This is a genomic window from Streptomyces sp. NPDC005408 (assembly GCF_040606445.1).
In the GTDB taxonomy this organism is placed as follows: Bacteria; Actinomycetota; Actinomycetes; order Streptomycetales; family Streptomycetaceae; genus Streptomyces.
The window spans coordinates 76,080-99,674 of the sequence record NZ_JBEXEX010000007.1; the positions used below are offsets into that span (position 1 = coordinate 76,080).

Genomic DNA, 23,595 nt, shown 5'->3' on the forward strand with positions numbered 1-23,595 from the left:
TCGTTACCGCAAGTAACATGCAGGATGTCACCGCAGTGCTGGAGGGGAACATGGCCGAGTTCGCGCTCGAACTCAACGACGACCAGAAGCAGGTCCGCGATTGGCTGAACGGCTTCGCCAAGGACGTGATGCGCCCGGCCGCCGCCGAATGGGACGAGCGTGAGGAAACCCCCTGGCCGGTGATCCAGGAGGCGGCCAAGGTCGGAATCTACTCCCTCGACTTCTACGCCCAGCAGTTCTTCGACCCCACCGGCCTCGGCATCCCGATGGCGATGGAGGAGCTCTTCTGGGGCGACGCGGGCATCGGTCTCTCCATTGTCGGCACGGGCCTCGCGGCCGTCGGCGTCCTCGCCAACGGCACCGAGGAGCAGATCGGCACCTGGATCCCGCAGATGTACGGCGACGTCGAAGACGTGAAGGTCGCGGCCTTCTGCTCGTCCGAACCGGACGCGGGCTCCGACGTCGGGGCCATGCGCACCCGCGCCGTCTACGACGAGGCCAAGGACGAATGGGTGCTCAACGGCACCAAGACCTGGGCCACCAACGGCGGCATCGCCAACGTCCATGTCGTCGTCGCCGTCGTCGACCCGGAGATCGGCTCCAAGGGACACGCCTCCTTCATCGTCCCGCCGAACACCCCCGGCCTCTCCCAGGGCCAGAAGTTCAAGAAGCACGGCATCCGCGCATCCCACACCGCCGAGGTGGTCCTGGAGGACGTCCGCGTTCCCGGGCACTGCCTGCTCGGCGGCAAGGAGAAGCTGGACCAGCGTCTCGCCCGGGCGCGCGAGAGCGCAAAGAAGGGCGGCGAGCGCGTGAAGAACGCCGCGATGGCCACCTTCGAGGCGTCCCGCCCGGCGGTCGGCGCGATGGCGGTGGGCACCGCCCGTGCCGCGTACGAGGTCGCGCTCGACTACGCGATGACCCGCAGCCAGTTCGGCCGCCCGATCATCGACAACCAGGGCATCGCCTTCCAGCTGGCCGACATGCGCACCCAGATCGACGCGGCACGGCTGCTGGTGTGGCGCGCCTCCTGGATGGCGGCGGCGGGCAAGCCCTTCGAGTCGGCCGAGGGCTCGATGTCCAAGCTGTACGCCTCCGAGACCGCGAAGAAGGTCACGGCCCAGGCCATCCAGATCCTGGGCGGCAACGGCTACACGCGTGAGTACCCGGTGGAGCGCATGCACCGCGACGCGGCGATCTACACGATCTTCGAGGGCACGAGTGAGATCCAGCGCCTGGTGATCGCCCGCACTCTGTCGGGTATGCCGATCCGCTGACCGCCGTCCTCAATCGCCGGGCGGCCTTCTCGAGCCCGCCCGGCGAATGATCGCGTTACGCGCCGAGCAGCGCCTCGATCGCGGCGATGACAGCCGGGTCCTCGGGCTCCGTGCGCGGGCGGATACGGGACACGACCTGGCCGTCCTTGCCGATCAGGAACTTCTCGAAGTTCCACTGGATGTCCCCGGACTCGCCCTCGGCGTCCGCGACCTTCGTCAGCTCCGCGTACAGCGGGTGCCGGCCGTCCCCGTTCACATCCGTCTTCTCCAGCATGGGGAAGGTCACGCCGTACGTCGCCGAGCAGAAGGACTCGATCTCCTCCGCGCTGCCCGGCTCCTGTCCCGCGAACTGGTTGCACGGCACGCCGACGACGCTGAAGCCCTGCTCGGCGTACTGCTTCTGCAGCCGCTCCAGACCGGCGTACTGCGGGGTCAGTCCGCACTTGGAGGCAACGTTCACCACCAGGACGGCCTTGCCCTCGTAGTCGGCCAGGGACGTCGGCTCGCCGCCGAGCGTGCGCAGCGGGATGTCGTACAGGGTCATGGAAATCTCCTCATGGGCAGGCAATCGACATTCATTGTGAACCCCACGGACGGAAGAGACCTTCCTGCACGACCGAAACGAGCAGATTGCCCGTCCGGTCGTAGATGCGGCCGCGCGCCAGGCCCCGGCCGCCCGTGGCGATCGGGGACTCCTGGTCGTAGAGGAACCACTCGTCCGCGCGGAAGGGCCGGTGGAACCACATCGCGTGATCCAGCGAGGCCATGTCGAAACCGCGCCTGCCCCACAGCGGCTCCACCGGGATACGGACCGCGTCCAGCAGGGTCATGTCGCTCGCGTACGTCAGCGCGCAGGTGTGCACCAGCGGATCGTCGCCCAGCGGGCCCACCGCGCGCATCCACACCGCGCTGCGCGGGTCCGCCTCCTTGATCTCCTCATCGGTCCAGCGCAGCCGGTCGGCATAGCGGATGTCGAAGGGCTGGCGGCGGGCCATCCGCTCCAGCGCCTCCGGCAGCTCTCCCAGGCGCTCGCGGACCTCCGCGGTGACCGTGGGGAGAGTCTCCGGATCCGGGAACTCCAGCCGCGGCGGCAGCTGGTGCTCGATGCTGCCCGCCTCCGGCCGGTGGAAGGAGGCGGTCAGATTGAAGATCGTCTTGCCCTGCTGCACCGCCGTGACCCGGCGGGTGGTGAAGGAGCGGCCGTCCCTGACCCGTTCGACCTGGTAGACGATCGGCACACCGGGGATTCCCGGCCGCAGGAAGTAGGCGTGCAGCGAGTGGACCGGGCGCTCGCCGTCGGTGGTACGGCCGGCCGCGACCAGCGCCTGGCCCGCCACCTGCCCGCCGAAGACCCGTTGCAGGGATTCGTTCGGGCTGAGGCCGCGGAAGATGTTGACCTCGATCTGCTCCAGGTCGAGCAGATCGACGAGGCGCTCCGCCGGGTTCGTCATCGGGTGTTCTCCTGTGTTCCCAGTGTCGGAGGTGTCAGAGCTGGCCGACGGACGTGACGCGCACGACGGCCCGGCCTTCTTCGTCGGAGGCCGCGAGATCGACCTCCGCGCTGATACCCCAGTCATGGTCGCCGTTGGGGTCGGCGAAGATCTGCCGGACGCGCCACAGCCCGTGCTCGGCATCCTCCTCGATGAGCAGCAGCTTGGGGCCGCGGGCGTCGGGTCCGGTGCCCAGGTCCTCGTACTCGTCCCAGTACGCGTCCATCGCCTCACCCCAGGCGTCCTCGCCCCAGCCGGACTCGGCGTCCAGCTCCCCGAGTTCGCCGACCTTGTCGAGCGCGGCGAGCTCCACCCGGCGGAACATGGCGTTGCGTACGAGTACCCGGAAGGCGCGCGCGTTCGCGGTGACCGGCTTGACCTGGTCGGCCTTCTCCTGGGCCTGCTCGGCGGTCTCGACCTCCGGGTTGGCGAGCTGCTCCCACTCGTCGAGCAGACTGGAGTCGACCTGCCGCACCATCTCGCCGAGCCAGGCGATCAGGTCCTGAAGGTCCTCGGTCTTGAGGTCGTCGGGGATGGTGTGGTCTAGCGCCTTGAACGCGCTCGCGAGATAGCGCAGCACGATGCCCTCGGTGCGCGCGAGCTCGTACCAGGAGGTGAACTCCGTGAAGGTGAGGGCCCGTTCGTACATGTCACGGATGACGGACTTCGGCGAGACCGGGTGGTCACCGACCCACGGGTGCGACTTCTTGTAGACGTTGTACGCGTGCCAGAGCAGCTCTTCCAGCGGCTTGGGGTACGAGATGTCCTGGAGCCGCTCCATGCGCTCCTCGTACTCGATGCCGTCCGCCTTCATCTGGCCGACCGCCTCACCGCGTGCCTTGTTCTGCATGGCGGCGAGGATCTGGCGGGGGTCGTCGAGCGTCGACTCGACGACGGAGACCATGTCCAGGGCGTAGGACGGGGACTCCGGGTCGAGCAGGTCGAAGGCGGCGAGTGCGAACGTCGACAGCGGCTGGTTCAGCGCGAAGTCCTGCTGGAGGTCGACGGTGAGCCGGATGGTGCGGCCCTCGGCGTCGGGCTTGTCCAGCTGCTCGACCACCCCGCCGTCCAGCAGCGAGCGGTAGATGGCGATGGCCCGGCGGATGTGGCGCAGCTGCGCCTTGCGCGGCTCGTGGTTGTCCTCGAGCAGGTGGCGCATCGCATCGAAGGCGTTCCCGGGCCGGGCGATCACCGAGAGCAGCATGATGTTGGTGACCCGGAAGCGCGAGGTCAGCGGCTCAGGATCGGAGCCGATCAGCTTCTCGAACGTGGTGTCCGACCAGGCGACAAAGCCCTCGGGAGCCTTCTTCCTGACCACCTTGCGGCGCTTCTTCGGGTCGTCGCCGGCCTTGGCGAGCGCCTTCTCGTTCTCGATGACGTGCTCGGGGGCCTGGGCGACCACAAAACCGGCGGTGTCGAAGCCTGCCCGCCCGGCGCGACCGGCGATCTGATGGAACTCGCGGGCGCGGAGCGTACGTACGCGACTGCCGTCGTACTTGGTGAGAGCCGTGAACAGAACCGTGCGGATGGGGACGTTGACCCCGACGCCGAGCGTGTCGGTACCGCAGATGACCTTCAACAGGCCCGCCTGCGCGAGCTTTTCGACCAGACGGCGGTATTTGGGCAGCATGCCCGCGTGGTGCACACCGATGCCATGGCGTACATAACGGGACAGGTTCTGCCCGAACTTGGTGGTGAATCGGAAGTTGCCGATCAGTTCGGCGATCTTGTCCTTCTCCTCGCGCGTGCACATGTTGATGCTCATCAGCGACTGCGCGCGCTCGACCGCCTGGGCCTGTGTGAAGTGCACGATGTAGACCGGCGCCTGCCTGGTTTCGAGCAGCTCGGTCAGGGTCTCCGTGATGGGCGTCGTGACGTACTCGTACGAGAGCGGGACGGGCCGGGTCGCCGACCGGACGACCGAGGTCTCGCGGCCGGTGCGGCGGGTCAGGTCCTTCTCGAACATGGAGACGTCGCCGAGCGTCGCCGACATCAGGATGAACTGCGCCTGCGGCAGCTCCAGAAGCGGGATCTGCCAGGCCCAGCCGCGGTCCGGCTCGGCGTAGAAGTGGAACTCGTCCATCACGACCTGGCCGATGTCGGCGTTCTTTCCGTCGCGCAGGGCGATGGAGGCCAGCACCTCGGCCGTGCAGCAGATGACGGGAGCGTCGGCGTTGACGGACGCGTCGCCCGTCAGCATCCCGACGTTCTCCGTGCCGAAGAGCTTGCAGAGATCGAAGAACTTCTCGGAGACGAGCGCCTTGATCGGCGCGGTGTAGAAGGTCACCTGGTCATTGGCGAGAGCGGTGAAGTGCGCGCCCGCTGCGACGAGGCTCTTTCCGGATCCCGTGGGGGTCGAAAGGATCACATTCGCCCCGGAAACCACCTCGATCAGCGCCTCCTCCTGAGCCGGGTAGAGCGTGATGCCCTGGCCTTCAGCCCATGAGGAGAAGGCTTCGAAGAGGGCATCGGGGTCGGCATCCGGCGGCAGCTGATCGATAAGGGTCACGCCCCCATCTTGCCTGCCTTCACCCCGGATCAGGGAACCGGAGGTCGGCGGCAAGATCACGGGCGATACGCTGCCCTGTCAACTCGGCTTAACCACAAGAGCAATGGGGCGGGAAACACACATGATGGGACCGGCGCACTCACTGTCCGGGGCGGCTGCCTGGCTGGGGGTGGGCGCGGCGACAGCCGCCGCCGGCCACCCGATGCCGTGGCCGGTCCTCGTCGTCGGAGCGCTCATCTGCGCGGGCGCGGCGCTGGCGCCGGACCTCGATCACAAGGCGGCGACGATCTCGCGGGCCTTCGGGCCCATCTCGCGCGGGCTGTGCGAGATCGTCGACAAACTGTCGTACGCGGTCTACAAAGCGACAAGGAAGCAGGGCGACAAGCGCAGGACCGGCGGCCATCGCACGCTCACCCACACCTGGCTCTGGGCGGTCCTGATCGGAGCGGGCACCTCGGCGCTGGCCATCTTCGGAGGCCGGTGGGCGGTCCTCGCGATCCTCTTCATCCATCTGGTGCTCGCGGTGGAGGGTCTGCTGTGGCGGGCGGCGCGGGTCTCCAGCGATGTACTGGTGTGGCTGCTGGGCGCCACGAGCGCATGGATCCTCGCGGGCGTGCTCGACAAGCCGGGCAACGGCGCGGACTGGCTGTTCACGGCCCCCGGCCAGGAGTACATGTGGCTGGGTCTGCCGATCGTGCTGGGCGCGCTCGTGCACGACATCGGCGATGCCCTGACGGTCTCGGGCTGCCCGGTCCTGTGGCCGATCCCGGTGGGCCGCAAGCGCTGGTACCCGATCGGCCCGCCGAAGGCGATGCGGTTCCGGGCCGGGAGCTGGGTGGAGCTGAAGGTGCTGATGCCGGTGTTCATGCTGCTCGGTGGTGCGGGCGGAGCGGCGGCGCTGGGGTATATCTAGGGGGTGTCTTTCGGATCTTGCCGGGTTCGCGTGCCCTGGCACGAACGCTCGCTGCGTTGTCGTCAGTCGCCGACGCTCCGCGTCGGCTCCTTCCTCCGCCTTGCGATCGCACGCACCAGACCCCGCTCACTGATCCGGCCTGATCCAAACGACACCCCCTAGCGCGTCACAGGTCGGCCGTGGACCAGACACTGCCGTCGTCGCCGACCAGCTCCACGCGGTCGATGGTGCTCGCCGTGCCGTACGCGATCCAGGTCGCGCGTCCGGATGCCGGCACCCACCAGGCGCCTGCGTCACGGACCGTGCCGTCCTTCAGTACCAGTCGGCAGGAGTAGTGCTTGCCGGGTGGTGCGTCGGTGATCTGCATGACGACTACCCGCTCGTCCCCGGCCCGGCTCGGCTCGACCGAGCCGACCGTGGACCCGGTGCGGCTGACGAGCCGTGCGCCGTTCTCGCTGACCGCGACGTTCGCCGGGGCCCGGTCGGCGACCGTCGCGGTCACGGCCGAGCCGATGCCGATCCCGACGGCCGCCGCTGCTGCCGCGACCAGCACAGGGATCCGGCGCGACCGGCGCGAGCGGCGCGGCGCGGGGCTCGCGGGGGGCTTCACACCGAGCCGCTCGAGGACCCTGGCGTCGAAGCCCGCCGGGGGAGCGACGGTCGGCGCCGCGGGCAGCACGGCGTCCACGGCACCCGAGATGTCGTCGTACGCCGTCCGGCACGCCTGACAGTCGCGCAGATGCTCCAGCATCGCTGTCTGCTCGTCCTGAAGATCGCCGAGCGCGAGGGCGACCAGCTGTTCCTCGACCAGGTGGCTCTCAGTCACGGCTCTCCTCCTTCAGCGAGTCTCGCAGCCTGCGCAGACCCGTGCGGATACGGGTCTTGGCGGTGCCGAGCGGAATGTTCTCGTGCCGCCCGACCTCGGCGGCGGTGCACCCACCGATAACGGCGAGCACGACGGCCCGCGCCTGCTCGGTGGGCAGCGTACGGAGCCGTGCGACGGCGCGTCTGCTCTCGACGGCGATGAGAGCCAGCTGCTCCGGGCCCTCTGTCTGAAGCGTCGCGCCGATCAACCGCTCCAGGGTTTCGGTCAGTACCGGGCTCGGCCGCCGGGTCCGCACCGCGTCGATGGCCGCGTTGCGGGTGATGGTCAGCAGCCAGGTGAGCACGGACGCGCGGCGCGCGTCATAACTGCCGGCAGCGCGCCAGGCCCGTACGAACACCTCCTGGCTGACGTCCTCGGCAAGGCCCGGTTCGCGGGTCACCGACAGCGCGAGACCGTACACAGCCCCCTGGAAGCGGCGGACGAACGCGGTCGATGCCGCCTCGTCGCCTATGCCGAGCCCGGCGAGGAGTGAGGCGTCGTCGGTCCGGTCCGCGCGCGAGAACAGCTCCACATCGCATACATACGTCACCGCGCAGCGAAGGGATTGCATCGCCGCGCAATCCGTTGCCGCCGTCCCTGCGTACAACCGGGGTCAAGGAAGGGATGGCACACCATGAGCAGGAGCACCATCGCAGCGATCGCGCTCGTCTTCTCCGCTTCTCTCGGACTCGCGGCCTGCGGGGACGGGAGCGCGGGCGCCACCGGCACCAGCGGATCGAGCGGCACGGCAGCCTCCGCCGTCAAGGACCCGTCCACCGTCAAGATCGCCGACTCCTCGCTCGGCAAGATCCTCGTCGACGGCAAGGGGCGCACCCTCTATCTGTTCACCGCCGACGGCAAGAACACGAACTCGATGAAGTGCGACGCACAGTGCCTGAAGCTGTGGCCGCCCATGGAGGGCAAGCCCAAGGCCGGTGCAGGCGCCGACGCGAAGCTGATCAACACCACGGACGTGGCAGGGAAGACCCAGGCGACGTACGCCGGTCACCCGCTCTACTACTACGCGCCCGACAAGGCGGCCGGCGATGTGAAGGGCCAGGGCATCGACAAGGTCTGGTACGTCATCGACGCGCACGGCAAGGCGATCACCAAGGCCGTACCCGCCGGAAGCAACGACGGCGGATACGGCTACTGACCCCTCACCCGTGCCAGGACCGCCACAGCGCCGCATAGGCCCCGTCCGCGGCCACCAGCGCGTCATGGCTGCCCAGCTCGCTGATCCGGCCGTCCTCCACCACCGCGATCACATCCGCGTCGTGCGCGGTGTGCAGGCGATGGGCGATGGCCACGACCGTACGGCCGTCCAGGACCCGTGACAGCGAGCGCTCCAGATGGCGGGCGGCCCGCGGGTCGAGCAGCGAGGTCGCCTCGTCCAGGACCAGCGTGTGCGGGTCCGCGAGCACCAGGCGGGCCAGCGCGATCTGCTGGGCCTGAGCCGGGGTGAGGGCGAGACCGCCCGAGCCGACCTCGGTGTCCAGACCGTCGTCGAGGCTCTGTGACCAGGAGTCCGCGTCGACCGCGCCGAGCGCCGCCCACAACTCGGCGTCCGGCGCGCCGGTACGGGCCAGCAGGAGGTTGTCGCGCAGCGAGCCCACGAAGACGTGGTGCTCCTGGTTGACCAGGGCGACATGCTGGCGGACGCGTTCCGCGGGCATCCGGGACAACTCGGCGGCGCCGAGCGTGATCTGTCCGGCACGCGGGGCGTAAATGCCCGCAAGCAGCCTGCCGAGCGTCGACTTGCCCGCGCCGGACGGGCCGACGAGGGCGAGCCGGGTGCCCGGCGCGACCGCCAGGGACACCTGGTGCAGCACGTCCACGCCCTCGCGGTAGCCGAAGTGCACCTCGTCCGCGCGGACATCGCGGCCGTCCGGTACGACGCCCGCGTCGCCGGCGTCCGGCTCGATGTCGCGTACGCCGACGAGCCTGGCGATCGACACCTGGGCGACTTGGAGCTCGTCGTACCAGCGCAGGATCAGATTGACCGGGTCGACCAGCATCTGCGCGAGCAGGGCGCCGGTCGTCAACTGCCCCACGCTGATCCAGTCCTGGAGGACGAAGGCGCCGCCGATCAGGAGCACGGAGCAGAGGATCGTCGTATGCGTCACGTTGATGACGGGGAAGAGCACCGACCGCAGATAGAGCGTGTAGCGCTCCCACGCGGTCCACTCCTGGATCCGCTGCTCGGACAGCGCCACCCGGCTACCGCCGAGGCGGTGCGCCTCGACGGTCCGCCCTGCGTCGACGGTCTCGGCCAGCATCGCGGCAACTGCCGCGTACCCGGCGGCCTCCGAGCGGTACGCCGACGGCGCACGCCTGAAGTACCAGCGGCAGCCGATCACCAGCGCAGGAACGGCGACGAGCACCGCGAGCGCCAGCGGCGGCGCTGTCACCGTGAGCGCACCGATCAGCAGCGCCGCCCAGACCACGCCGATCGCCAGCTGCGGTACGGCCTCGCGCATGGCGTTGGCCAGCCGGTCGATGTCGGTGGTGATACGGGAGAGCAGATCACCCGTACCGGCCCGCTCAAGGACGCCCGGCGGCAGCCCGACCGACCGCACGAGGAAGTCCTCGCGCAGGTCGGCCAGCATCTCCTCGCCGAGCATCGCGCCGCGCAGCCGCATCAGCCGTACGAACACCGTCTGGACGACCAGCGCCACCGCGAACAGCGCGGCGGTGCGCTCCAGATGGAGATCGCGCGCACCGTCCGCCAGGTCCTGGACGAGCCCGCCCAGCAGATAGGGGCCGATCATCGAGGCGATCACAGCGACGGCGTTGACCGAGACCAGCAGCACGAAGGCCCTGCGGTGCCGCCGCAGCAGTTCGCGGACGTAGGCCCGAACGGTCTCCGGTGTTCCGACCGGCAGGGTCGCCGCTGTCTCCGGGGCCGCCGGGTCGTACGCCGGTGGCGCCACGCCGATCATGCCGACTCCTCGATTTCTTCCAGTTCCTTCAGCGCGTCGATGGCGGTGATGCCACCGAGCTGCTCTTCTTCTGTCTCGCGGGTGACGACCGCGCGGTAGTCGGCTGTGCTGTGCAGCAGTTCGCGGTGCACACCGACCGCCGCCACCTTGCCGTCGTGCACGAACACCACCCGGTCCGCGCGGTCGAGCAACAGCGGCGAGGATGCGAACACGACCGTGGTGCGGCCGGTCCGCAGCCCCTTGATGCCCTCGGCGATCCGCGCCTCCGTGTGCGAATCCACGGCGGACGTGGGTTCGTCCAGGACCAGCACCCCGGGGTCGGTGACCAGCGACCGTGCCAGCGCGAGCCGTTGACGCTGCCCGCCGGACAACGACCGTCCGCGCTCGGTGATCCGCGTCCGCATCGGGTCGCCGTCGGTGTCGACGGACGCCTGCGCGAGCGCGTCCAGCACATCGCCGCACTGGGCCGCCTTCAGAGCGTCCTCGGCGGACACCTCCCCGGAGGAGGGGATGTCGAGCAAGTCCCGCAAGGTACCGGACAGCAGCACCGGATCCTTGTCCTGTACGAGGACGGCGGCACGGGCCTCGTCGAGCGCCAGGTCGTCCAGCGGCACCCCGCCGAGCAGCACGGAGGCAGCGCCGTCCGTGTCGGTGGCCGGATGCCCGCCAAGGCGCTCGGCCAGCAGTCCCGCGGCGTCCGGGTCGCCGCACACCACGGCGGTGAACCGGCCCGCGGGCGCGAGGACGCCGGTGGCGGGGTCGTACAGATCGCCGCTCGGGCTGCCGTACTGCGCTCCGGAGGGCTGCGTCGCACGCCGCAGAGACAGCACCCGAGCCGCACGTTTCGCGGAGGGCCGCGAGAAGGAGTACGCCATGGCGATCTCCTCGAAGTGCCTCAACGGGTACATGAGCAGCGTCACCGCGCTGAAGGCGGTGACCAGTTCGCCGACCTCGACCCGGCCCTCCCGGGCGAGCCCGGCTCCGTACCAGATCACCGTGATCAGCAGCAGACCCGGCAGCAGCACCTGGATCGCAGAGATCAGCGACCACATACGGGCGCTGCGGACTGCGGCCCTGCGCACCTCCTGCGACGCCTGCCGGTAGCGGCCGAGGAACAGCTCCTCGCCGCCGATGCCGCGCAGAACCCGCAGGCCCGCGACGGTGTCCGAGGCCAGCTCGGTGGCCTTGCCCGCCTTCTCGCGCTGGATGTCGGCGCGCCGGGTCGCCCGCGGGAGCAGCGGCAGTACGGCCAGTGCCAGCACGGGGACCCCGACGGCGACAACCACGCCCAGCGCCGGTTCGTACAGGACGAGGCCGACGCAGACGAGGACCACGGTGATGGCGGCCGCGGCGAAGCGCGAGACGGCCTCCACGAACCAGCCGATCTTCTCGACGTCGCCGGTGGAGACGGCGACCACCTCGCCGGCCGCGACCCGGCGGGTCAGCGCCGATCCCAGCTCCGAGGCCTTGCGGGCCAGCAGCTGCTGGACCCGTGCCGCGGCGGTGATCCAGTTGGTGACGGCGGTCCGGTGCAGCATCGTGTCGCCGAGGGTGATCGCGACGCCGCACAGGACGATGAGCGCTCCGGCGAGCACCAGGGCACTGCCGGAACGGTCCACGACCGCCTGGACGGCCCGGCCGACACCGAGCGGCAGTCCGGCCACACCGCAGAAGTGCAGCAGACCCCAGGCCAGCGCTTTGAACTGTCCGCCCAGCTGATTCAGCCCGAGCCAGAGCAGAAAACGCGGCCCGGACCTGGCATCGGCCACACCAGGGTCGGGATACGGAAGATCGCGAATCTGCATGATGTCCCAGTGCTCGAAAGTGTGGCGGAAACCGTGCAAGGTTCGCCTTTCGGAGCCCTGTCCCGCAATCGATTTTTGTGCGGCAGGACACACAACTCGCCAAGATCGAACACCTGGCTCCAGGTCGTGTCTTCAAAGTCCCGTCTGCCCGCCCTTCGGGCGGACGACGCTACTTTGAAGACACTCCCTGGCGCTGCGGCCCCACACACGCTTCACTCCTGACGCATGAGACGACAGATCATGTCCATGCTCGCCGGCCTGGCGCTGGCGGCGGGATCGCTGCTCGGCGCCGGGCCCGCCGCAGCGGCCACCGAGCCCCCTGCCGAGTTCGGAACCGACTGGCACGACCCGGTCACCGCCGCACCGCCCGTCGCCCGGCCCGACACGAAGTCCTGCCAAGTGACGCTCGCAGAGGCGCAGTTCCGCGACTTCACGCCGTACAAGGGGAGCTACGCGCCTCCCAAGGGCTGCGGCACAAGCTGGAGCAAGGTAGTGCTACGGCTGGAAGGGAGCGTCAAGGGACGGCAGTTCGACCGGCTCGGTTATCTCACCGTCGGCGGAGTGGAGATCCTTCGTACGTCCACTCCGGAGCCTTCGCCGGACGGCATCGCCTGGTCCGTGGAGAAGGACGTCACGCGCTACAGCGACACGCTGCGCAGCGCCCAGCCGGTCGAGATGCTCATCGGCAATGTGGTCAATGAGACGTACACCGGCATATTCGACGTCAAGGTGACGCTGACCTTCTACGCGGCGGGCCGCGCGGCGAAGGCGGCCGTGACACCCGACAAGGTGCTTACGGTGGACGGCACTTCGCTCAGCACGCCGCGTAACTCCGAACGGATCGTCGCCGAGGTGTACGCGACGGGATCGGGCGGCGGCTGCGAGGAGTACTGGTATCTGACCGTCCCGGACTCCGCCCCGTACTCCTGCAAGGCCGCAGGCGGCCCGTACCGCGAGGTGCAGATCAAGGTCGACGGACAGCTCGCCGGAATCGCGGCGCCGTTCCCCACGGTCTGGACCGGCGGCTGGTCCAACCCCTTCCTCTGGTACGTGATTCCAGGGCCGCGCGCCTTCGACATCAAGCCCATCCAGTACGACCTGACACCCTTCGCCGCCCGGCTCAACGACGGCAGGCCGCACCGGATCGAGGTGTCCGTCGTCGGAGTCCCCGAAGGGCAGACCGGCTGGAGCACGCCCACCAATGTGCTGGTCTGGCAGGACGAAGGGAGTGCCGTGGTGACCGGTGCTCTGACCCGTCACGAGGAGTCGGCACCGGTCAACTCGGTGACGTACACGCCCGGTTCGGAGCACCGGCTCGACACCAAGGGCGCCCATGGGCTCACCGTCGGGGGATACCTCGAGACCTCGCACGGACGGGTCGCCACCACTGTCAGCCGCACGCTCGCGAACACCTCCGTCCACCGCTGGACCGAGGGCGAGAACCTGGACGCGCTCCAGGGGACGTGGAACGACGACGAGAGCGTCACCAGCGGGCGGCAGGTCACCCTCACCCGTCGCACGTACACGATGGACGGCATCACGACGCTCGGCGAAGGGGACCGGCTGCGGACCGTCCTCACCCTCGGGGACAAGGCCGACACCGTCGTCGCTCGGGGTGGTGAGCGTCTGCTGTGGTCGCGTCTCGACGATGCGTACACCGGAGACGCGACCTACACCGCCAATGTGCCGCGCGATCAGCGGCACGCGGTGGGAACGACGGCCGAGCGCTACCGGCTCCGCGGCTCGGAGGGCTGCTACGACCGCAGTCTGCGCACGGTCCAGGGGACGGTGACCGAGGACCGGCGGAGCTGCTGAGGCATGGGTGCGGGGCCCGGCGCGGGCGAGGGCCGGGCCCCGCGGCCCTCGTCAGTTGGTGGGCTTGTCGGAGTCCATGCCGGGGCGGGCCTTCCTCCACTCACCGCGCGTGAAGTCGGGGATCTGCTGCGGCGCGCCCTTCGCCTTGATCGACGCATGGCTGAGCGGGACCGGAGCCGTCCAGGTCGCCGCGTCGTACACATCGAAGTCGGGCACCAGGCCCAGCTGCATGCACTGCATCAGACGGAAGACCATGATGTAGTCCATCCCGCCGTGCCCGCCGGGCGGGTTGGCGTGTTCCTTCCACAGCCAGTGGTCCCACTCGGCGTATGCGCCGAAGTCGCCCCACGCGTCATCGGTGTGGTCGGGCTCTATGTAGATCCGCTCGGGGTAGTCCTCGAAGACACCCTTCGTGCCGCCGAGACTGTTGATCCGGCTGTAGGGGTGTGGGGTCGACACATCGTGCTCCAGGCGGATGACCCGGCCCTTCGCCGTCTGGACCAGGCTGATCGTCCGGTCGCTCTCGATGTACGTCTCTTTCCAGCTCGGGTCGCCCGGCGGCATGTTCGCCTTGCGGTACTGGGCGAGGCCGAGGGCCGGGGTGCCGAAGCTTGAGATGCTCACCGCGCGGTCACCGCGGTTGATGTCCAAGTAGTTGGAGACGGGACCGAAGCCGTGGTTGGGGTACAGGTCGCCGCGCAGCCGGGTGTGCCACAGCCGCCGCCACGGACCCTCGTAGTAGTCCGGGTCGAACATCAGGCCGCGCAGATCGTGGTTGTAGGCGCCAGCGCCGTGCAGCAGATCGCCGAACTTGCCCGCGTGCGCCATGCGCAGAACCCGCATCTCGTTTCTGCCGTAACAGCAGTTCTCCAGCTGCATGCAGTGCCGTCTGGTGCGCTCGGAGAGGTCGACCAGCTCCCACAGCTCGTCCAGGCGCATCGCGATCGGACACTCCACGCCGACATGCTTGCCGTTCAGCATGGCGGTCTTGGCCATCTCGAAGTGGACGTCCCAGGGCGTGGCCGCGTGGATGAAGTCGACGTCGCCGCGCTTGCACAGGTTCTCGTAGTCGTTCTCGCCGTTGGTGTAGACGGCGGGCGCGGGCTGACCGGCCTTGACCACCTTGGCCGCGGCGGCCTCGATCTTGGCTTTGACCGGGTCGCAGAGGGCGACGACCTGGACTCCGGGAAGGGCGAGATAGAGGTCGATCATGCTGCTGCCGCGGTTACCGAGGCCGATCAGCCCGACCCGTACGGTGCTGCGCCGCTCGAAGGGCACACCCACCATCGTGGGGCCCGTGCGGGCGGGCGTTTCAGCGGTGGCCCCCGCGGTCGCCGTCTGCGCGGCCGTTGTCCTGCCGGTCTCCGCCGCTGCGGCGGTACCCGTGCCCAGCGCGCCGAGTCCGAGTCCTGCGCCCGCCACACCGGCGGTGGTCCGTAAGACCGAACGGCGGCTCGGCGGCGCGTCGCCGTCCGAAGTGCCTTCCGTCATACCGGGGTTCTGCTGTGCTGCGTCGTTCATCGAGCCTCCAGGAGAGCGGTCCTTGAGCTGACGTTGCGCGGCCTGTTCATGAACTCCGGTAAGGACCTTGGAGGTTGGTGCCACTGGTGCGCAAGAGCACAGTTTGGACTCTTGGTTCGAACCCATGGACTCTTCATCGCAGCGTTCGCGCGGCCCCTGGCCCGGCGAAAGCGGAATCCGCTTGCCGCGCCACGAGAGGAATGACGACCGGCCTGGAAGGAACGCGACGCACAGGGGCGGCTGGTGGCCGACTTCGCGAAGTGGCCCCAACGGCATGAAATGGCGCGGTGGGTAGCGCCTAGGGAGTGTCTTCAAAGTAGCGTCGTCCGCCCGAAGGGCGGGCAGACGGGACTTTGAAGACACTCCCTAGCGGCTGCGGCTAGTGGCTCGCACGGCGACGGGTCGCCCGCTCAAGCTCCAGCAGGACGGAGTAGTAACTGCGGCCCGTCGCCCGGTCCATGCCGATCTCGCACATGCGGTTGGCGCTGAGATGCGCGTCGAAGTGCCGTGAGGTGACCTCGGCGGCCTCGCGTGCCGTCGCCGAGTCGGTGAGCTCCTTGTGGAGCATCCCGCGGTCGCCCGCGAAGGCGCAGCAGGCCGCGTCGTAGGGCACCACGACCTCGTCGGCGCACGCCTCGGCGAGGGCGCGCAGCTGCGCCTCGTCTCCCAGATGGTGCATCGAGCAGGTCGGATGGACGACGGCGGACCCGGTCCTGCGCCGGACAGTGAGGTGGGGGAGCAGTTCGTCGGCGGCCCAGACGAGGGAGTCGACGACAGTCAGCTCGGCGTGCAACTCACGGTTGTCGTCGGTGAGATACGGCACCACCTCGCGCGCGATGCCGAGTGTGCAGGACGAGGCGTCCACCACCAGCGGCAGCCGCCCGCCCGCCGTCCAGCCCCAGGCCGCCTCGACGATCCGGTTCGCCATCAGACGGTTCCCCGCTTCGTACCCCTTGGAGTGCCAGATCGTCGCGCAGCATGTGCCCGCCACATCTTCCGGGACCCACACCGGCTTTCCGGCGCGGCCCGACAGCGCCACGACGGCCTGCGGGAGCGAGGGCCCCTCGTGGCCGTCGGGCGGGCCGAAGATGCGGTTGACACAGGCCGGGTAGTAGACGGCGGACGCTCCGACGCGGTTCGTACGGGGCAGTGGGCGGGCGGCGGCGCCCGGGATCTGGGGCAGCCACTCCGGTACGAGATCGGGCCGGACCGCCTTGCGGGCAAGGCCCGTCACGGACTGGAGCAACCCGTCGCCCATCCTGTGAGCGGTTGCGACCGCGAGGCGTGCCGAGGCCTCGACGGCACGGAAGTTCCTCGCGGTGAGCTCGGCGATCCGTTCCTCGCGCGGTGAGTGGCGACGGTGCCGGAAGTCGTTCATCAGCGCGCCGGTGTCGATCCCGACGGGGCAGGCGAGCTTGCAGGTCGAGTCGCCCGCGCAGGTGTCGACGGCGTCGTAGCCGTACGCCGCGAGCAGTTCGGCCTCGACCGGTGATCCCTCGCGCTGGCGCATCATCTCGCGGCGCAGCACGATCCGTTGACGCGGTGTCGTGGTCAGATCCTTGCTGGGACAGGTCGGTTCGCAGAAGCCGCACTCGATGCACGGGTCGGCGATCGGCTCGACCGTGGGGATCGTCTTCAGCCCGCGCAGATGGGCCCTGGGGTCGCGGTCGAGGACGATGCGGGGAGCGAGGACGCCGTCGGGGTCGATGACCTGCTTCGTACGCCACATCAGCTCGGTCGCCTTCGGACCCCACTCCAGCTCCAGGTAGGGCGCGATATTGCGGCCGGTGGCGTGCTCGGCCTTCAGCGAGCCGTCGAAACGCTCCACCGTCAGGCGGCAGAAGTCGTCCATGAAGGCGGCATAGCGGTCGACGTCGTCGGGCCGGGCCGCGTCGAAAGCGAGGAGGAAATGCAGATTGCCGTGCGCGGCATGACCGGCGACGGCAGCGTCGAAACCGTGCCGGGTCTGGAGATCGAGCAGCGCCTCGCAGGCGTCGGCGAGACGTGAGGGCGGTACGGCGAAGTCCTCGGTGATCAGTGTCGTACCGGAGGGTCGGGCGCCGCCGACCGCGGTGACGAAGGCCTTTCGGGCTTTCCAGTAGTCGGCGATCGTGCCGGCGTCCCGGGTGAACTCATTGGTCACGGAGGCTACGGGAGCGACCAGTTCCAGCCGGGCAAGGGCCCGGGCCGCGGAGGCTTCGTACCCCTCCTGGCGCGCCTCGTCGGGTGCGCGGAACTCCACCAGCAGCGCCGCGGTCTCCTTCGGCAGAGCGGCCCAGTCCGCCGGGACCCCCTCGACGCGGACCGAGGCGCGCAGGGTGTTCCCGTCCATCAGCTCGACCGCGATGGCGCCCGCTTCGTTGAAGCGCGGGACGGCGGCAGCGGCCGCGGGGAGGCTGGGGAAGAAGAGCAGGGCGGTGGAGACCTTGCGGTCCAGCGGCAGGGTGTCGAAGACGACCTCGGAGATGAAGCCGAAGGTGCCCTCGGAACCGACCATCAGCCCGCGCAGGATCTGTGCGGGCGTCGCGCCGTCCAGGAAGGCGTCCAGGCGATAGCCGTTGGTGTTCTTGATCTCGTACTTGGCGCGGATACGGGCGCTCAGCTCCGCGTCCGCCTCGATCTCCGCCTTGATGGCCAACAGGCCCTCGCACAGCCGCGGTTCGGCGTGCGCGAGCTGCTCGTCGGCGTCGGGTTCACCGGTGTCGACCACGGTGCCGGACGGCAGGACGAAGGTGAGCGAGGAGACGGTGCGATACGAATTACGGGTCGTCCCGGCCGTCATCCCGGATGCGTTGTTGGCGACGACCCGCCGATGGTGCAGGCGATGGCGCTCGCCGGGTCCGGGCCCAGCACACGGCCGTGGCGCGCGAGAGCGGCATTGGCCCGCACGACGGTCGTGCCGGGGCTGATACGGGCCCGCGCGCCCTCGTCGAGCACCTCGGTCCCGGCCCAGTGACGGCGTACGTCGACGAGGATGTCCTCGCCCTGGGCCTGGCCGTTGAGCGAAGTCCCGGCCGCACGGAAGACGACCTGACGGTGCTTGCCGTGTGCATAGGAGAGGACGGCGGACACGTCGTCGATGTCCTCGGGGACCACCACGACCTGAGGGACGAAGCGGTACGGGCTCGCGTCCGACGCGTACCGCACAAGGTCGGAGACCCTCCAGCGCACCTTGTCCTCGCCGAGCAGGGCGATCAGCTCACTGCGCAGCGGCTCGGGCGTGCCCGCGGCCTGCCGGTCGGGGACCCGGTCGGGTGACTCGCTCCGCGCCATGTCCGGGCGGAGAGCTTCTGGCTTCGGCTCCAGCAGCGGCATGGCACGGTCCCCTCGGCGACTTCAGCAGCGTGACCCCGGCCCGTCGACCAGGGCGGACAGCAGTCCGCCGAGCACCTCGCGCTGGTCGGCGGTCAATGGAGCCAGGATGTCCTCTGCGGCCGCCCGGCGCGCGCTTCGCAGCGCTCTGAGCGTGGCGCGGCCCGTGTCGGTGAGCTCGATCCGGATCACCCGGCGGTTGGTGGGGTCGGGTGCGCGGCGCACGCAGTCGCTCGCCTCGAGGCCGTCGACGAGACTGGTCACGGCGCGCGGGACCACCTCAAGGCGGGCGGCGAGATCGGCCATGCGCGGCGGCTGTTCGTAATGCGCGAGGGTGCGCAGCAGGCGGGACTGCGCGGGCGTGATCGCGATGTCGGCCGACTCCAACTGCCGCTTCTGGCTGCGGTGGAGCCGTCGGGTCAGCCGAAGGAGCTGCTCGGCCAGCAGGCCGTCCGGGTCGGTGCTCATGCCGGGAACAATATCAGGACCGGACTCATTGTGAATATAGGTAACAATGAGCTATGCTCTCAAAATCTTTGCTGCCAGACCCTTTGTGCTGTCTCACCCGCCTTTGCCGTCTCATCCTTGAAGGAGCCCATGCGTATCAACGCCGAGTCCACCTGGACACCACCGCCCCGTGATCCGGAACAGCCGCCCGCCGAGGTTCGGCGGATCCTCCGGCTCTTCCACCCCTACCGCGGCCGCCTCGCCGTCGTCGGCCTGCTCGTCGGCGCCGCGTCGCTCGTCTCGGTCGCCTCGCCCTTCCTGCTCCGCGAGATCCTCGACACCGCGATCCCGCAGGGCCGCACCGGGCTGCTCAGCCTGCTCGCCCTCGGCATGATCCTCACCGCCGTGATGACCAGCGTCTTCGGAGTGCTCCAGACACTGATCTCCACCACCGTCGGCCAGCGCGTCATGCACGATCTGCGCACCGCGGTCTACGCCCAGCTGCAGCGCATGCCGCTCGCCTTCTTCACCAGGACCCGCACCGGAGAGGTCCAGTCGCGCATCGCCAACGACATCGGCGGAATGCAGGCGACCGTGACCTCCACGGCGACCTCCCTGGTCTCCAACCTCACGGCCGTGGTCGCCACCGTCGTCGCGATGCTCGCGCTCGACTGGCGGCTCACCGTCGTCTCGCTGCTCCTGCTGCCGCTGTTCGTCTGGATCAGCCGCCGGGTCGGCCGCGAGCGCAAGAAGATCACCACGCAGCGCCAGAAGCAGATGGCCGCCATGGCTGCCACCGTCACCGAGTCGCTCTCCGTCAGCGGCATCCTGCTCGGCCGCACCATGGGCCGGGCCGACTCGCTCACCAGGTCCTTCGCCGAGGAGTCCGAGCGGCTCGTCGACCTCGAAGTGCGCTCCAGCATGGCCGGGCGGTGGCGGATGTCCACCATCGGCATCGTCATGGCCGCGATGCCCGCGCTCATCTACTGGGCCGCGGGACTCGCCCTCCAGTCCGGCGGACCCGCGATATCGATCGGCACGCTCGTCGCCTTCGTCTCGCTCCAGCAGGGCCTGTTCCGCCCGGCAGTGAGCCTGCTCTCCACCGGAGTGCAGATGCAGACCTCGCTCGCGCTCTTCCAGCGGATCTTCGAGTATCTCGATCTGCGGGTGGACATCACCGAGCCCGAGAAGCCGGTCCGGCTGGAGAAGATCCGTGGCGAAGTTCGGTTCGAGGACGTCGACTTCGCCTACGACGCCAAGCAGACGCGGCCCACTCTGGACGGCATCGACGTGACCGTGCCGGCGGGCGGCAGCCTCGCCGTCGTCGGGCCCACCGGCTCCGGCAAGTCCACGCTCAGCTATCTGGTCCCGCGGCTGTACGACGTCACGGGAGGCAAGGTCACGATCGACGGCGTCGATGTACGCGACCTCGACTTCGACAGCCTCGCCAGGGCCGTGGGGGTCGTCTCCCAGGAGACCTACCTCTTCCATGCCTCCGTCGCCGAGAATCTGCGCTTCGCCAAGCCGGACGCGACCGAAGCCGAAATCGAGGCGGCCGCGCGTGCGGCGCAGATCCACGACCACATCGCATCGCTGCCCGACGGCTACGACACCCTGGTCGGGGAACGCGGCTATCGCTTCTCCGGCGGTGAGAAGCAGCGCCTCGCCATCGCCAGGACGATTCTGCGCGACCCGCCCGTCCTCATCCTCGACGAGGCGACCAGCGCGCTCGACACCCGTACTGAACATGCCGTGCAGCAGGCGATCGACGCGCTCTCGGCGGGCCGGACGACCATCACCATCGCCCACCGGCTCTCCACGGTGCGGGACGCTGACCAGATCGTGGTCCTCGACAAGGGACGCATAGCCGAGCGGGGGAGCCACGACGAGTTGCTCGACCGGGACGGCCGTTATGCCGAACTGGTCCGCAGGGATGCCCAGTTGGCTCCGGTCGCACCCTGACGGACCGTCGCAGGCCCGGGTACGGCATGATCACCGGCCATGAGAGCTCTCCTTGGTGTGGAACTGCCCGGGTACCGGCCCGTCGACCAAGACGTCTGGGCCAATGACGAAGGCGATGTGCTGTCGCTGCACTTCTTCGGGCTGCCGCCCGACCTTCCGGCCTCGCTCGACGACGGTCCTTCGCTGCGTGCCGCGCTCACCCGCCTCACCGCCAACGCGGGCGGCGGACTGATCGAGGCCTCGGTGAAGTCGCTCGGAGCCCTCCCGGCACTGAAGCAGATACTGAAACTGCCGCTGCCGGGACAGCCCAGCGGCCAGGCCTTCATCGGCAGCTTCACCGTGCCGCGCGCCACATGCAGCACCGTGGTGAAGATCCAGGCGCCCGAGCGAGGGATGACGGGGATGCGAGAGGCTATGGTGATGGCCCAGGTCGGACACGACCAGTACTTCCGGCCGCACCCGTACGCGCCCGAGGTGCAGGGCGGTCTGCCGTTCCACGCTGCCGACCACGCCCAGTGGGACGCGCAGTTCCCGGACCATCCGCTGAGCCGGGTGCGGCGCGCTCTCGACGCGCTCGCCGCCGCGGTTCAGGTGGTGCCGGAGTTCGCCGCGCTGCCGCCTTTCACGCCGTAGTCACTCACAACCGGTCGGCATGCGTACGTCCGATCCCGGTGCCCGTACCGCTCGGCGCCGGGTGCCGGGATCGCTGGATGCTCCGGGTTAGCGTGCCTGTATGACGAACGAACCCCCGCCGGCAGAGTCCGGGCGCAGGTTCCGGCTGACCCGCCGGGGCCGGCTGATGCTGATCGTGACCGCGGTCGTCGTCGCGGCGGTCGCTGTGCTGGTGCCGCTGCTGCTCGGCCGGGGCCAGCAGGAGGAGAGAAAGTCGCTGCTGGTCCCGGAGGGCTGGCGCGCCTCTCAGGTCTACGCGGCGGTCGACGAGGCTCTGGACAAGTCGCCGGGCACGACGGCGAAGGCGGTCGGCACGGCGCAGCTGAAGCTCCCGGCCGACGCCCGGGGCAACCCCGAGGGCTACCTCTTCCCGGCCACGTATCCCGTCGACTCCCGGTCCACGCCGGAGAGCCTGCTCAGCTACATGGTCAACACGGCCAATGAGCGCTTCGGGGCCGACCACATCAGCAGAGGCGCACAGCGCAGCGGGGTCACGGTCTACCAGACGGTGAACATCGCCAGCATCGTGCAGGCCGAGGCCGATACGCCCCAGGACATGGGGAAGGTCGCCCGCGTCATCTACAACCGGCTCGCGCAGGGGACGCCGCTGCAGATGGACTCGACCCTGAACTACGCACTGAACCGCAGCACGCTGGACACCACGGCCGCCGACACCCGGATCGACAGCCCGTACAACAGCTATCAGCGCCGGGGACTGCCGCCCACCCCCATCGCCAACCCGGGGGAGCAGGCGATGCGTGCGGCGATCAGTCCCACGCCCGGCAACTGGCTGTACTTCGTCACCGTGGCGCCGGGGGACACCCGCTTCACGGCGAGTTACGCGGAACATCAGCGCAATGTCGAGGAGTTCAACGCCAGGCGCAGGGGCGCGAGCAGCAGCGGCTGACCGGCCTCAGACGAGGGCCCCTCAGACCAGGGCCGCCTCATTCAGGACCGGTTCGCGCTCCAGCAGCCGCGTGATCTCACGGACCGCCGCCCGGCCGGCCCGGTTGGCGCCGATCGTCGAGGCCGAAGGCCCGTACCCGACGAGATGGACGCGGGCGTCCCGTACCGCCCGGGTGCCGTCGACCTGGATGCCGCCACCCCGTTCGCGCAGCTTCAGCGGCGCGAGATGGTCGATCGCCGCACGGAAACCGGTCGCCCAGAGGATCACATCAGCCTCGACCGTCCGTCCGTCGTCCCAGGCCGCCCCCGTCGGCGTGATCCGGTCGAACATCGGCAGCCGGTCCAGGACGCCCGATTCGCGGGCCTGCCGTACGGCGTCGTTGAGGGGCAGGCCGGTCACCGAGACCACGCTCTGCGGCGCCAGTCCGCGGCGTACGCGCTCCTCGACCATGGCGACGGCCGCCCGTCCGGCGTCCTCGTCGAAGGGGCCCTCGCGGAAGACGGGGGGACGGCGCGTCACCCAGGTGGTTTCCGCCGCGAACTCCGCGATCTCCATCAGATGCTGGGTCCCCGATGCCCCGCCGCCCACCACGATCACGCGCTGTCCGGCGAACTCCTCGGGCCCCGGATAGTCCACGGTGTGCAACTGCCGCCCCCGGAAGGTCTCCTGACCCGGGTAGCGCGGCCAGAACGCACGGTCCCAGGTGCCCGTCGCGTTGATCAGCGCCCGGGCCGCCCACGTCCCCTCCGAGGTCTCGACGAGCAGCCGTCCGCCCTCGCCTTCGCGCACGGCCCTGACATCGACCGGCCGGTGGACGCGCAGACCGAAGCGTTTCTCGTACGCGGTGAAGTACTCGCCGATCACCTCGGAGGACGGGCGTCCGTCGTCCGCGCCGGTCAGTTCCATGCCCGGCAGGGCGTGCATGCCGTGCACCTTGCCGTAGGTCAGCGACGGCCAGCGGAACTGCCAGGCGCCCCCGGCCCGCGGGGCATGGTCGAGCACCACGAAGTCGCGGTCCGGCACCAGCCCGGAGCGGCGCAGATGGTAGGCGCCGGACAGTCCTGCCTGTCCGGCGCCTATGACGACCACGTCCACGTCGCGCACCCCGAAATTGTTCACGGTTCTACCAACCGCGTGGGGTGCGTGGATCTTCCCGAT

The 23,595-nt window shown here is 69.5% G+C and carries 17 protein-coding genes and 1 pseudogene; 7 read left to right on the forward strand and 11 right to left on the reverse strand.

The window, feature by feature from the left end; all coding sequences use genetic code 11:
- The first annotated feature begins 50 nt into the window (after positions 1-50).
- Complete coding sequence (locus tag ABZS64_RS09725) at positions 51-1,277, forward strand: acyl-CoA dehydrogenase family protein (RefSeq protein WP_355826043.1); 1,227 nt, start codon at positions 51-53, stop codon at positions 1,275-1,277.
- A 55-nt stretch (positions 1,278-1,332) separates the two neighbouring features.
- Here the strand turns inward: ABZS64_RS09725 and ABZS64_RS09730 are convergent, their stop codons facing one another.
- Genes ABZS64_RS09730 through ABZS64_RS09740 form a run of 3 tightly spaced genes read right to left on the reverse strand, consistent with a single transcriptional unit; the run spans position 1,333 to position 5,336 of the window.
- Positions 1,333-1,821 (reverse strand): glutathione peroxidase, encoded by a 489-nt coding sequence (locus ABZS64_RS09730; RefSeq protein WP_355825655.1) that lies wholly within the window; start codon positions 1,819-1,821, stop codon positions 1,333-1,335.
- Between the two features lie 31 nt (positions 1,822-1,852).
- On the reverse strand, positions 1,853-2,728 hold the full coding sequence (locus ABZS64_RS09735) for an acyl-CoA thioesterase II (protein WP_355825658.1): 876 nt from the start codon (positions 2,726-2,728) through the stop codon (positions 1,853-1,855).
- Between the two features lie 34 nt (positions 2,729-2,762).
- Complete coding sequence (locus ABZS64_RS09740) at positions 2,763-5,336, reverse strand: DUF3516 domain-containing protein (RefSeq protein WP_355825661.1); 2,574 nt, start codon at positions 5,334-5,336, stop codon at positions 2,763-2,765.
- A 61-nt stretch (positions 5,337-5,397) separates the two neighbouring features.
- Here ABZS64_RS09740 and ABZS64_RS09745 point away from each other — a divergent pair, with 61 nt between their 5' ends.
- On the forward strand, positions 5,398-6,189 hold the full coding sequence (locus ABZS64_RS09745) for a metal-dependent hydrolase (protein WP_355825663.1): 792 nt from the start codon (positions 5,398-5,400) through the stop codon (positions 6,187-6,189).
- A 166-nt stretch (positions 6,190-6,355) separates the two neighbouring features.
- On the opposite strand, the gene ABZS64_RS09750 is transcribed toward ABZS64_RS09745, so the two are convergent.
- Both ABZS64_RS09750 and ABZS64_RS09755 read right to left on the reverse strand, forming a co-directional pair.
- A complete protein-coding gene (locus ABZS64_RS09750) occupies positions 6,356-7,015 on the reverse strand; it encodes an anti-sigma factor (RefSeq protein ID WP_355825666.1) in 660 nt (219 codons plus the stop codon).
- The gene (locus ABZS64_RS09755) at positions 7,008-7,625 is read right to left on the reverse strand and encodes a sigma-70 family RNA polymerase sigma factor (protein WP_355825669.1); all 618 of its coding nucleotides are present in this window, start codon (positions 7,623-7,625) and stop codon (positions 7,008-7,010) included. Before ABZS64_RS09755 ends, ABZS64_RS09750 begins: the two co-directional genes overlap by 8 nt.
- Positions 7,626-7,688: 63 nt before the next feature.
- Between ABZS64_RS09755 and ABZS64_RS09760 the strand changes: the two genes are divergently transcribed.
- Complete coding sequence (locus tag ABZS64_RS09760) at positions 7,689-8,210, forward strand: hypothetical protein (protein ID WP_355825672.1); 522 nt, start codon at positions 7,689-7,691, stop codon at positions 8,208-8,210.
- 4 nt (positions 8,211-8,214) lie between these two features.
- On the opposite strand, the gene ABZS64_RS09765 is transcribed toward ABZS64_RS09760, so the two are convergent.
- Together ABZS64_RS09765 and ABZS64_RS09770 are read right to left on the reverse strand one after the other, a co-directional pair.
- Positions 8,215-9,996 (reverse strand): ABC transporter ATP-binding protein, encoded by a 1,782-nt coding sequence (locus ABZS64_RS09765; protein ID WP_355825675.1) that lies wholly within the window; start codon positions 9,994-9,996, stop codon positions 8,215-8,217.
- Positions 9,993-11,801: an ABC transporter ATP-binding protein gene (locus ABZS64_RS09770; protein WP_355825677.1), complete on the reverse strand. Its 1,809-nt coding sequence runs from the start codon at positions 11,799-11,801 to the stop codon at positions 9,993-9,995. The genes ABZS64_RS09765 and ABZS64_RS09770 overlap by 4 nt, the downstream gene beginning before the upstream one ends.
- Before the next feature lie 225 nt (positions 11,802-12,026).
- On the opposite strand from ABZS64_RS09770, the gene ABZS64_RS09775 reads away from it, so the two are divergent.
- The gene (locus tag ABZS64_RS09775) at positions 12,027-13,616 is read left to right on the forward strand and encodes a peptide-N4-asparagine amidase (protein WP_355825680.1); all 1,590 of its coding nucleotides are present in this window, start codon (positions 12,027-12,029) and stop codon (positions 13,614-13,616) included.
- A gap of 51 nt (positions 13,617-13,667) precedes the next feature.
- Here the strand turns inward: ABZS64_RS09775 and ABZS64_RS09780 are convergent, their stop codons facing one another.
- The 3 genes and pseudogenes from ABZS64_RS09780 to ABZS64_RS09790 form a co-directional block, all read right to left on the reverse strand.
- Entirely contained in the window at positions 13,668-15,107 is a 1,440-nt protein-coding gene (locus ABZS64_RS09780) for a Gfo/Idh/MocA family oxidoreductase (RefSeq protein WP_355826044.1), read from the reverse strand.
- Between the two features lie 409 nt (positions 15,108-15,516).
- Positions 15,517-18,452, reverse strand: a pseudogene (locus tag ABZS64_RS09785) (FAD-binding and (Fe-S)-binding domain-containing protein).
- A gap of 21 nt (positions 18,453-18,473) precedes the next feature.
- Complete coding sequence (locus ABZS64_RS09790; RefSeq protein ID WP_355825683.1) at positions 18,474-18,917, reverse strand: MarR family transcriptional regulator; 444 nt, start codon at positions 18,915-18,917, stop codon at positions 18,474-18,476.
- Between the two features lie 129 nt (positions 18,918-19,046).
- Between ABZS64_RS09790 and ABZS64_RS09795 the strand changes: the two genes are divergently transcribed.
- From ABZS64_RS09795 to mltG, 3 genes are all read left to right on the forward strand, one after another.
- Positions 19,047-20,858, forward strand: a complete 1,812-nt coding sequence (locus ABZS64_RS09795; protein ID WP_355825685.1) for an ABC transporter ATP-binding protein — start codon at positions 19,047-19,049, stop codon at positions 20,856-20,858.
- Positions 20,859-20,897: 39 nt separating this feature from the next.
- The gene (locus tag ABZS64_RS09800) at positions 20,898-21,491 is read left to right on the forward strand and encodes a hypothetical protein (RefSeq protein ID WP_355825687.1); all 594 of its coding nucleotides are present in this window, start codon (positions 20,898-20,900) and stop codon (positions 21,489-21,491) included.
- Between the two features lie 100 nt (positions 21,492-21,591).
- Positions 21,592-22,437, forward strand: coding sequence for an endolytic transglycosylase MltG (gene mltG, locus ABZS64_RS09805; protein WP_355825689.1), 846 nt, complete (start codon positions 21,592-21,594; stop codon positions 22,435-22,437).
- 21 nt (positions 22,438-22,458) lie between these two features.
- Here mltG and ABZS64_RS09810 read toward each other — a convergent pair whose 3' ends face one another.
- Positions 22,459-23,541, reverse strand: a complete 1,083-nt coding sequence (locus ABZS64_RS09810; protein ID WP_355825691.1) for an NAD(P)-binding domain-containing protein — start codon at positions 23,539-23,541, stop codon at positions 22,459-22,461.
- Positions 23,542-23,595: the final 54 nt, after the last annotated feature.

Bases quoted from the DNA above. Each gene is read 5' to 3' on its own strand.
- ABZS64_RS09725 (WP_355826043.1), top strand. From the start codon at position 51: ATGGCCGAGTTCGCGCTCGAACTCAACGACGACCAGAAGCAGGTCCGC.
- ABZS64_RS09730 (WP_355825655.1), bottom strand. From the start codon at position 1,821: ATGACCCTGTACGACATCCCGCTGCGCACGCTCGGCGGCGAGCCGACG.
- ABZS64_RS09735 (WP_355825658.1), bottom strand. From the start codon at position 2,728: ATGACGAACCCGGCGGAGCGCCTCGTCGATCTGCTCGACCTGGAGCAG.
- ABZS64_RS09745 (WP_355825663.1), top strand. From the start codon at position 5,398: ATGATGGGACCGGCGCACTCACTGTCCGGGGCGGCTGCCTGGCTGGGG.
- ABZS64_RS09755 (WP_355825669.1), bottom strand. From the start codon at position 7,625: ATGCAATCCCTTCGCTGCGCGGTGACGTATGTATGCGATGTGGAGCTG.
- ABZS64_RS09760 (WP_355825672.1), top strand. From the start codon at position 7,689: ATGAGCAGGAGCACCATCGCAGCGATCGCGCTCGTCTTCTCCGCTTCT.
- ABZS64_RS09765 (WP_355825675.1), bottom strand. From the start codon at position 9,996: ATGATCGGCGTGGCGCCACCGGCGTACGACCCGGCGGCCCCGGAGACA.
- ABZS64_RS09770 (WP_355825677.1), bottom strand. From the start codon at position 11,801: ATGCAGATTCGCGATCTTCCGTATCCCGACCCTGGTGTGGCCGATGCC.
- ABZS64_RS09775 (WP_355825680.1), top strand. From the start codon at position 12,027: ATGAGACGACAGATCATGTCCATGCTCGCCGGCCTGGCGCTGGCGGCG.
- ABZS64_RS09780 (WP_355826044.1), bottom strand. From the start codon at position 15,107: ATGACGGAAGGCACTTCGGACGGCGACGCGCCGCCGAGCCGCCGTTCG.
- ABZS64_RS09790 (WP_355825683.1), bottom strand. From the start codon at position 18,917: ATGAGCACCGACCCGGACGGCCTGCTGGCCGAGCAGCTCCTTCGGCTG.
- ABZS64_RS09795 (WP_355825685.1), top strand. From the start codon at position 19,047: ATGCGTATCAACGCCGAGTCCACCTGGACACCACCGCCCCGTGATCCG.
- ABZS64_RS09800 (WP_355825687.1), top strand. From the start codon at position 20,898: ATGAGAGCTCTCCTTGGTGTGGAACTGCCCGGGTACCGGCCCGTCGAC.
- mltG (WP_355825689.1), top strand. From the start codon at position 21,592: ATGACGAACGAACCCCCGCCGGCAGAGTCCGGGCGCAGGTTCCGGCTG.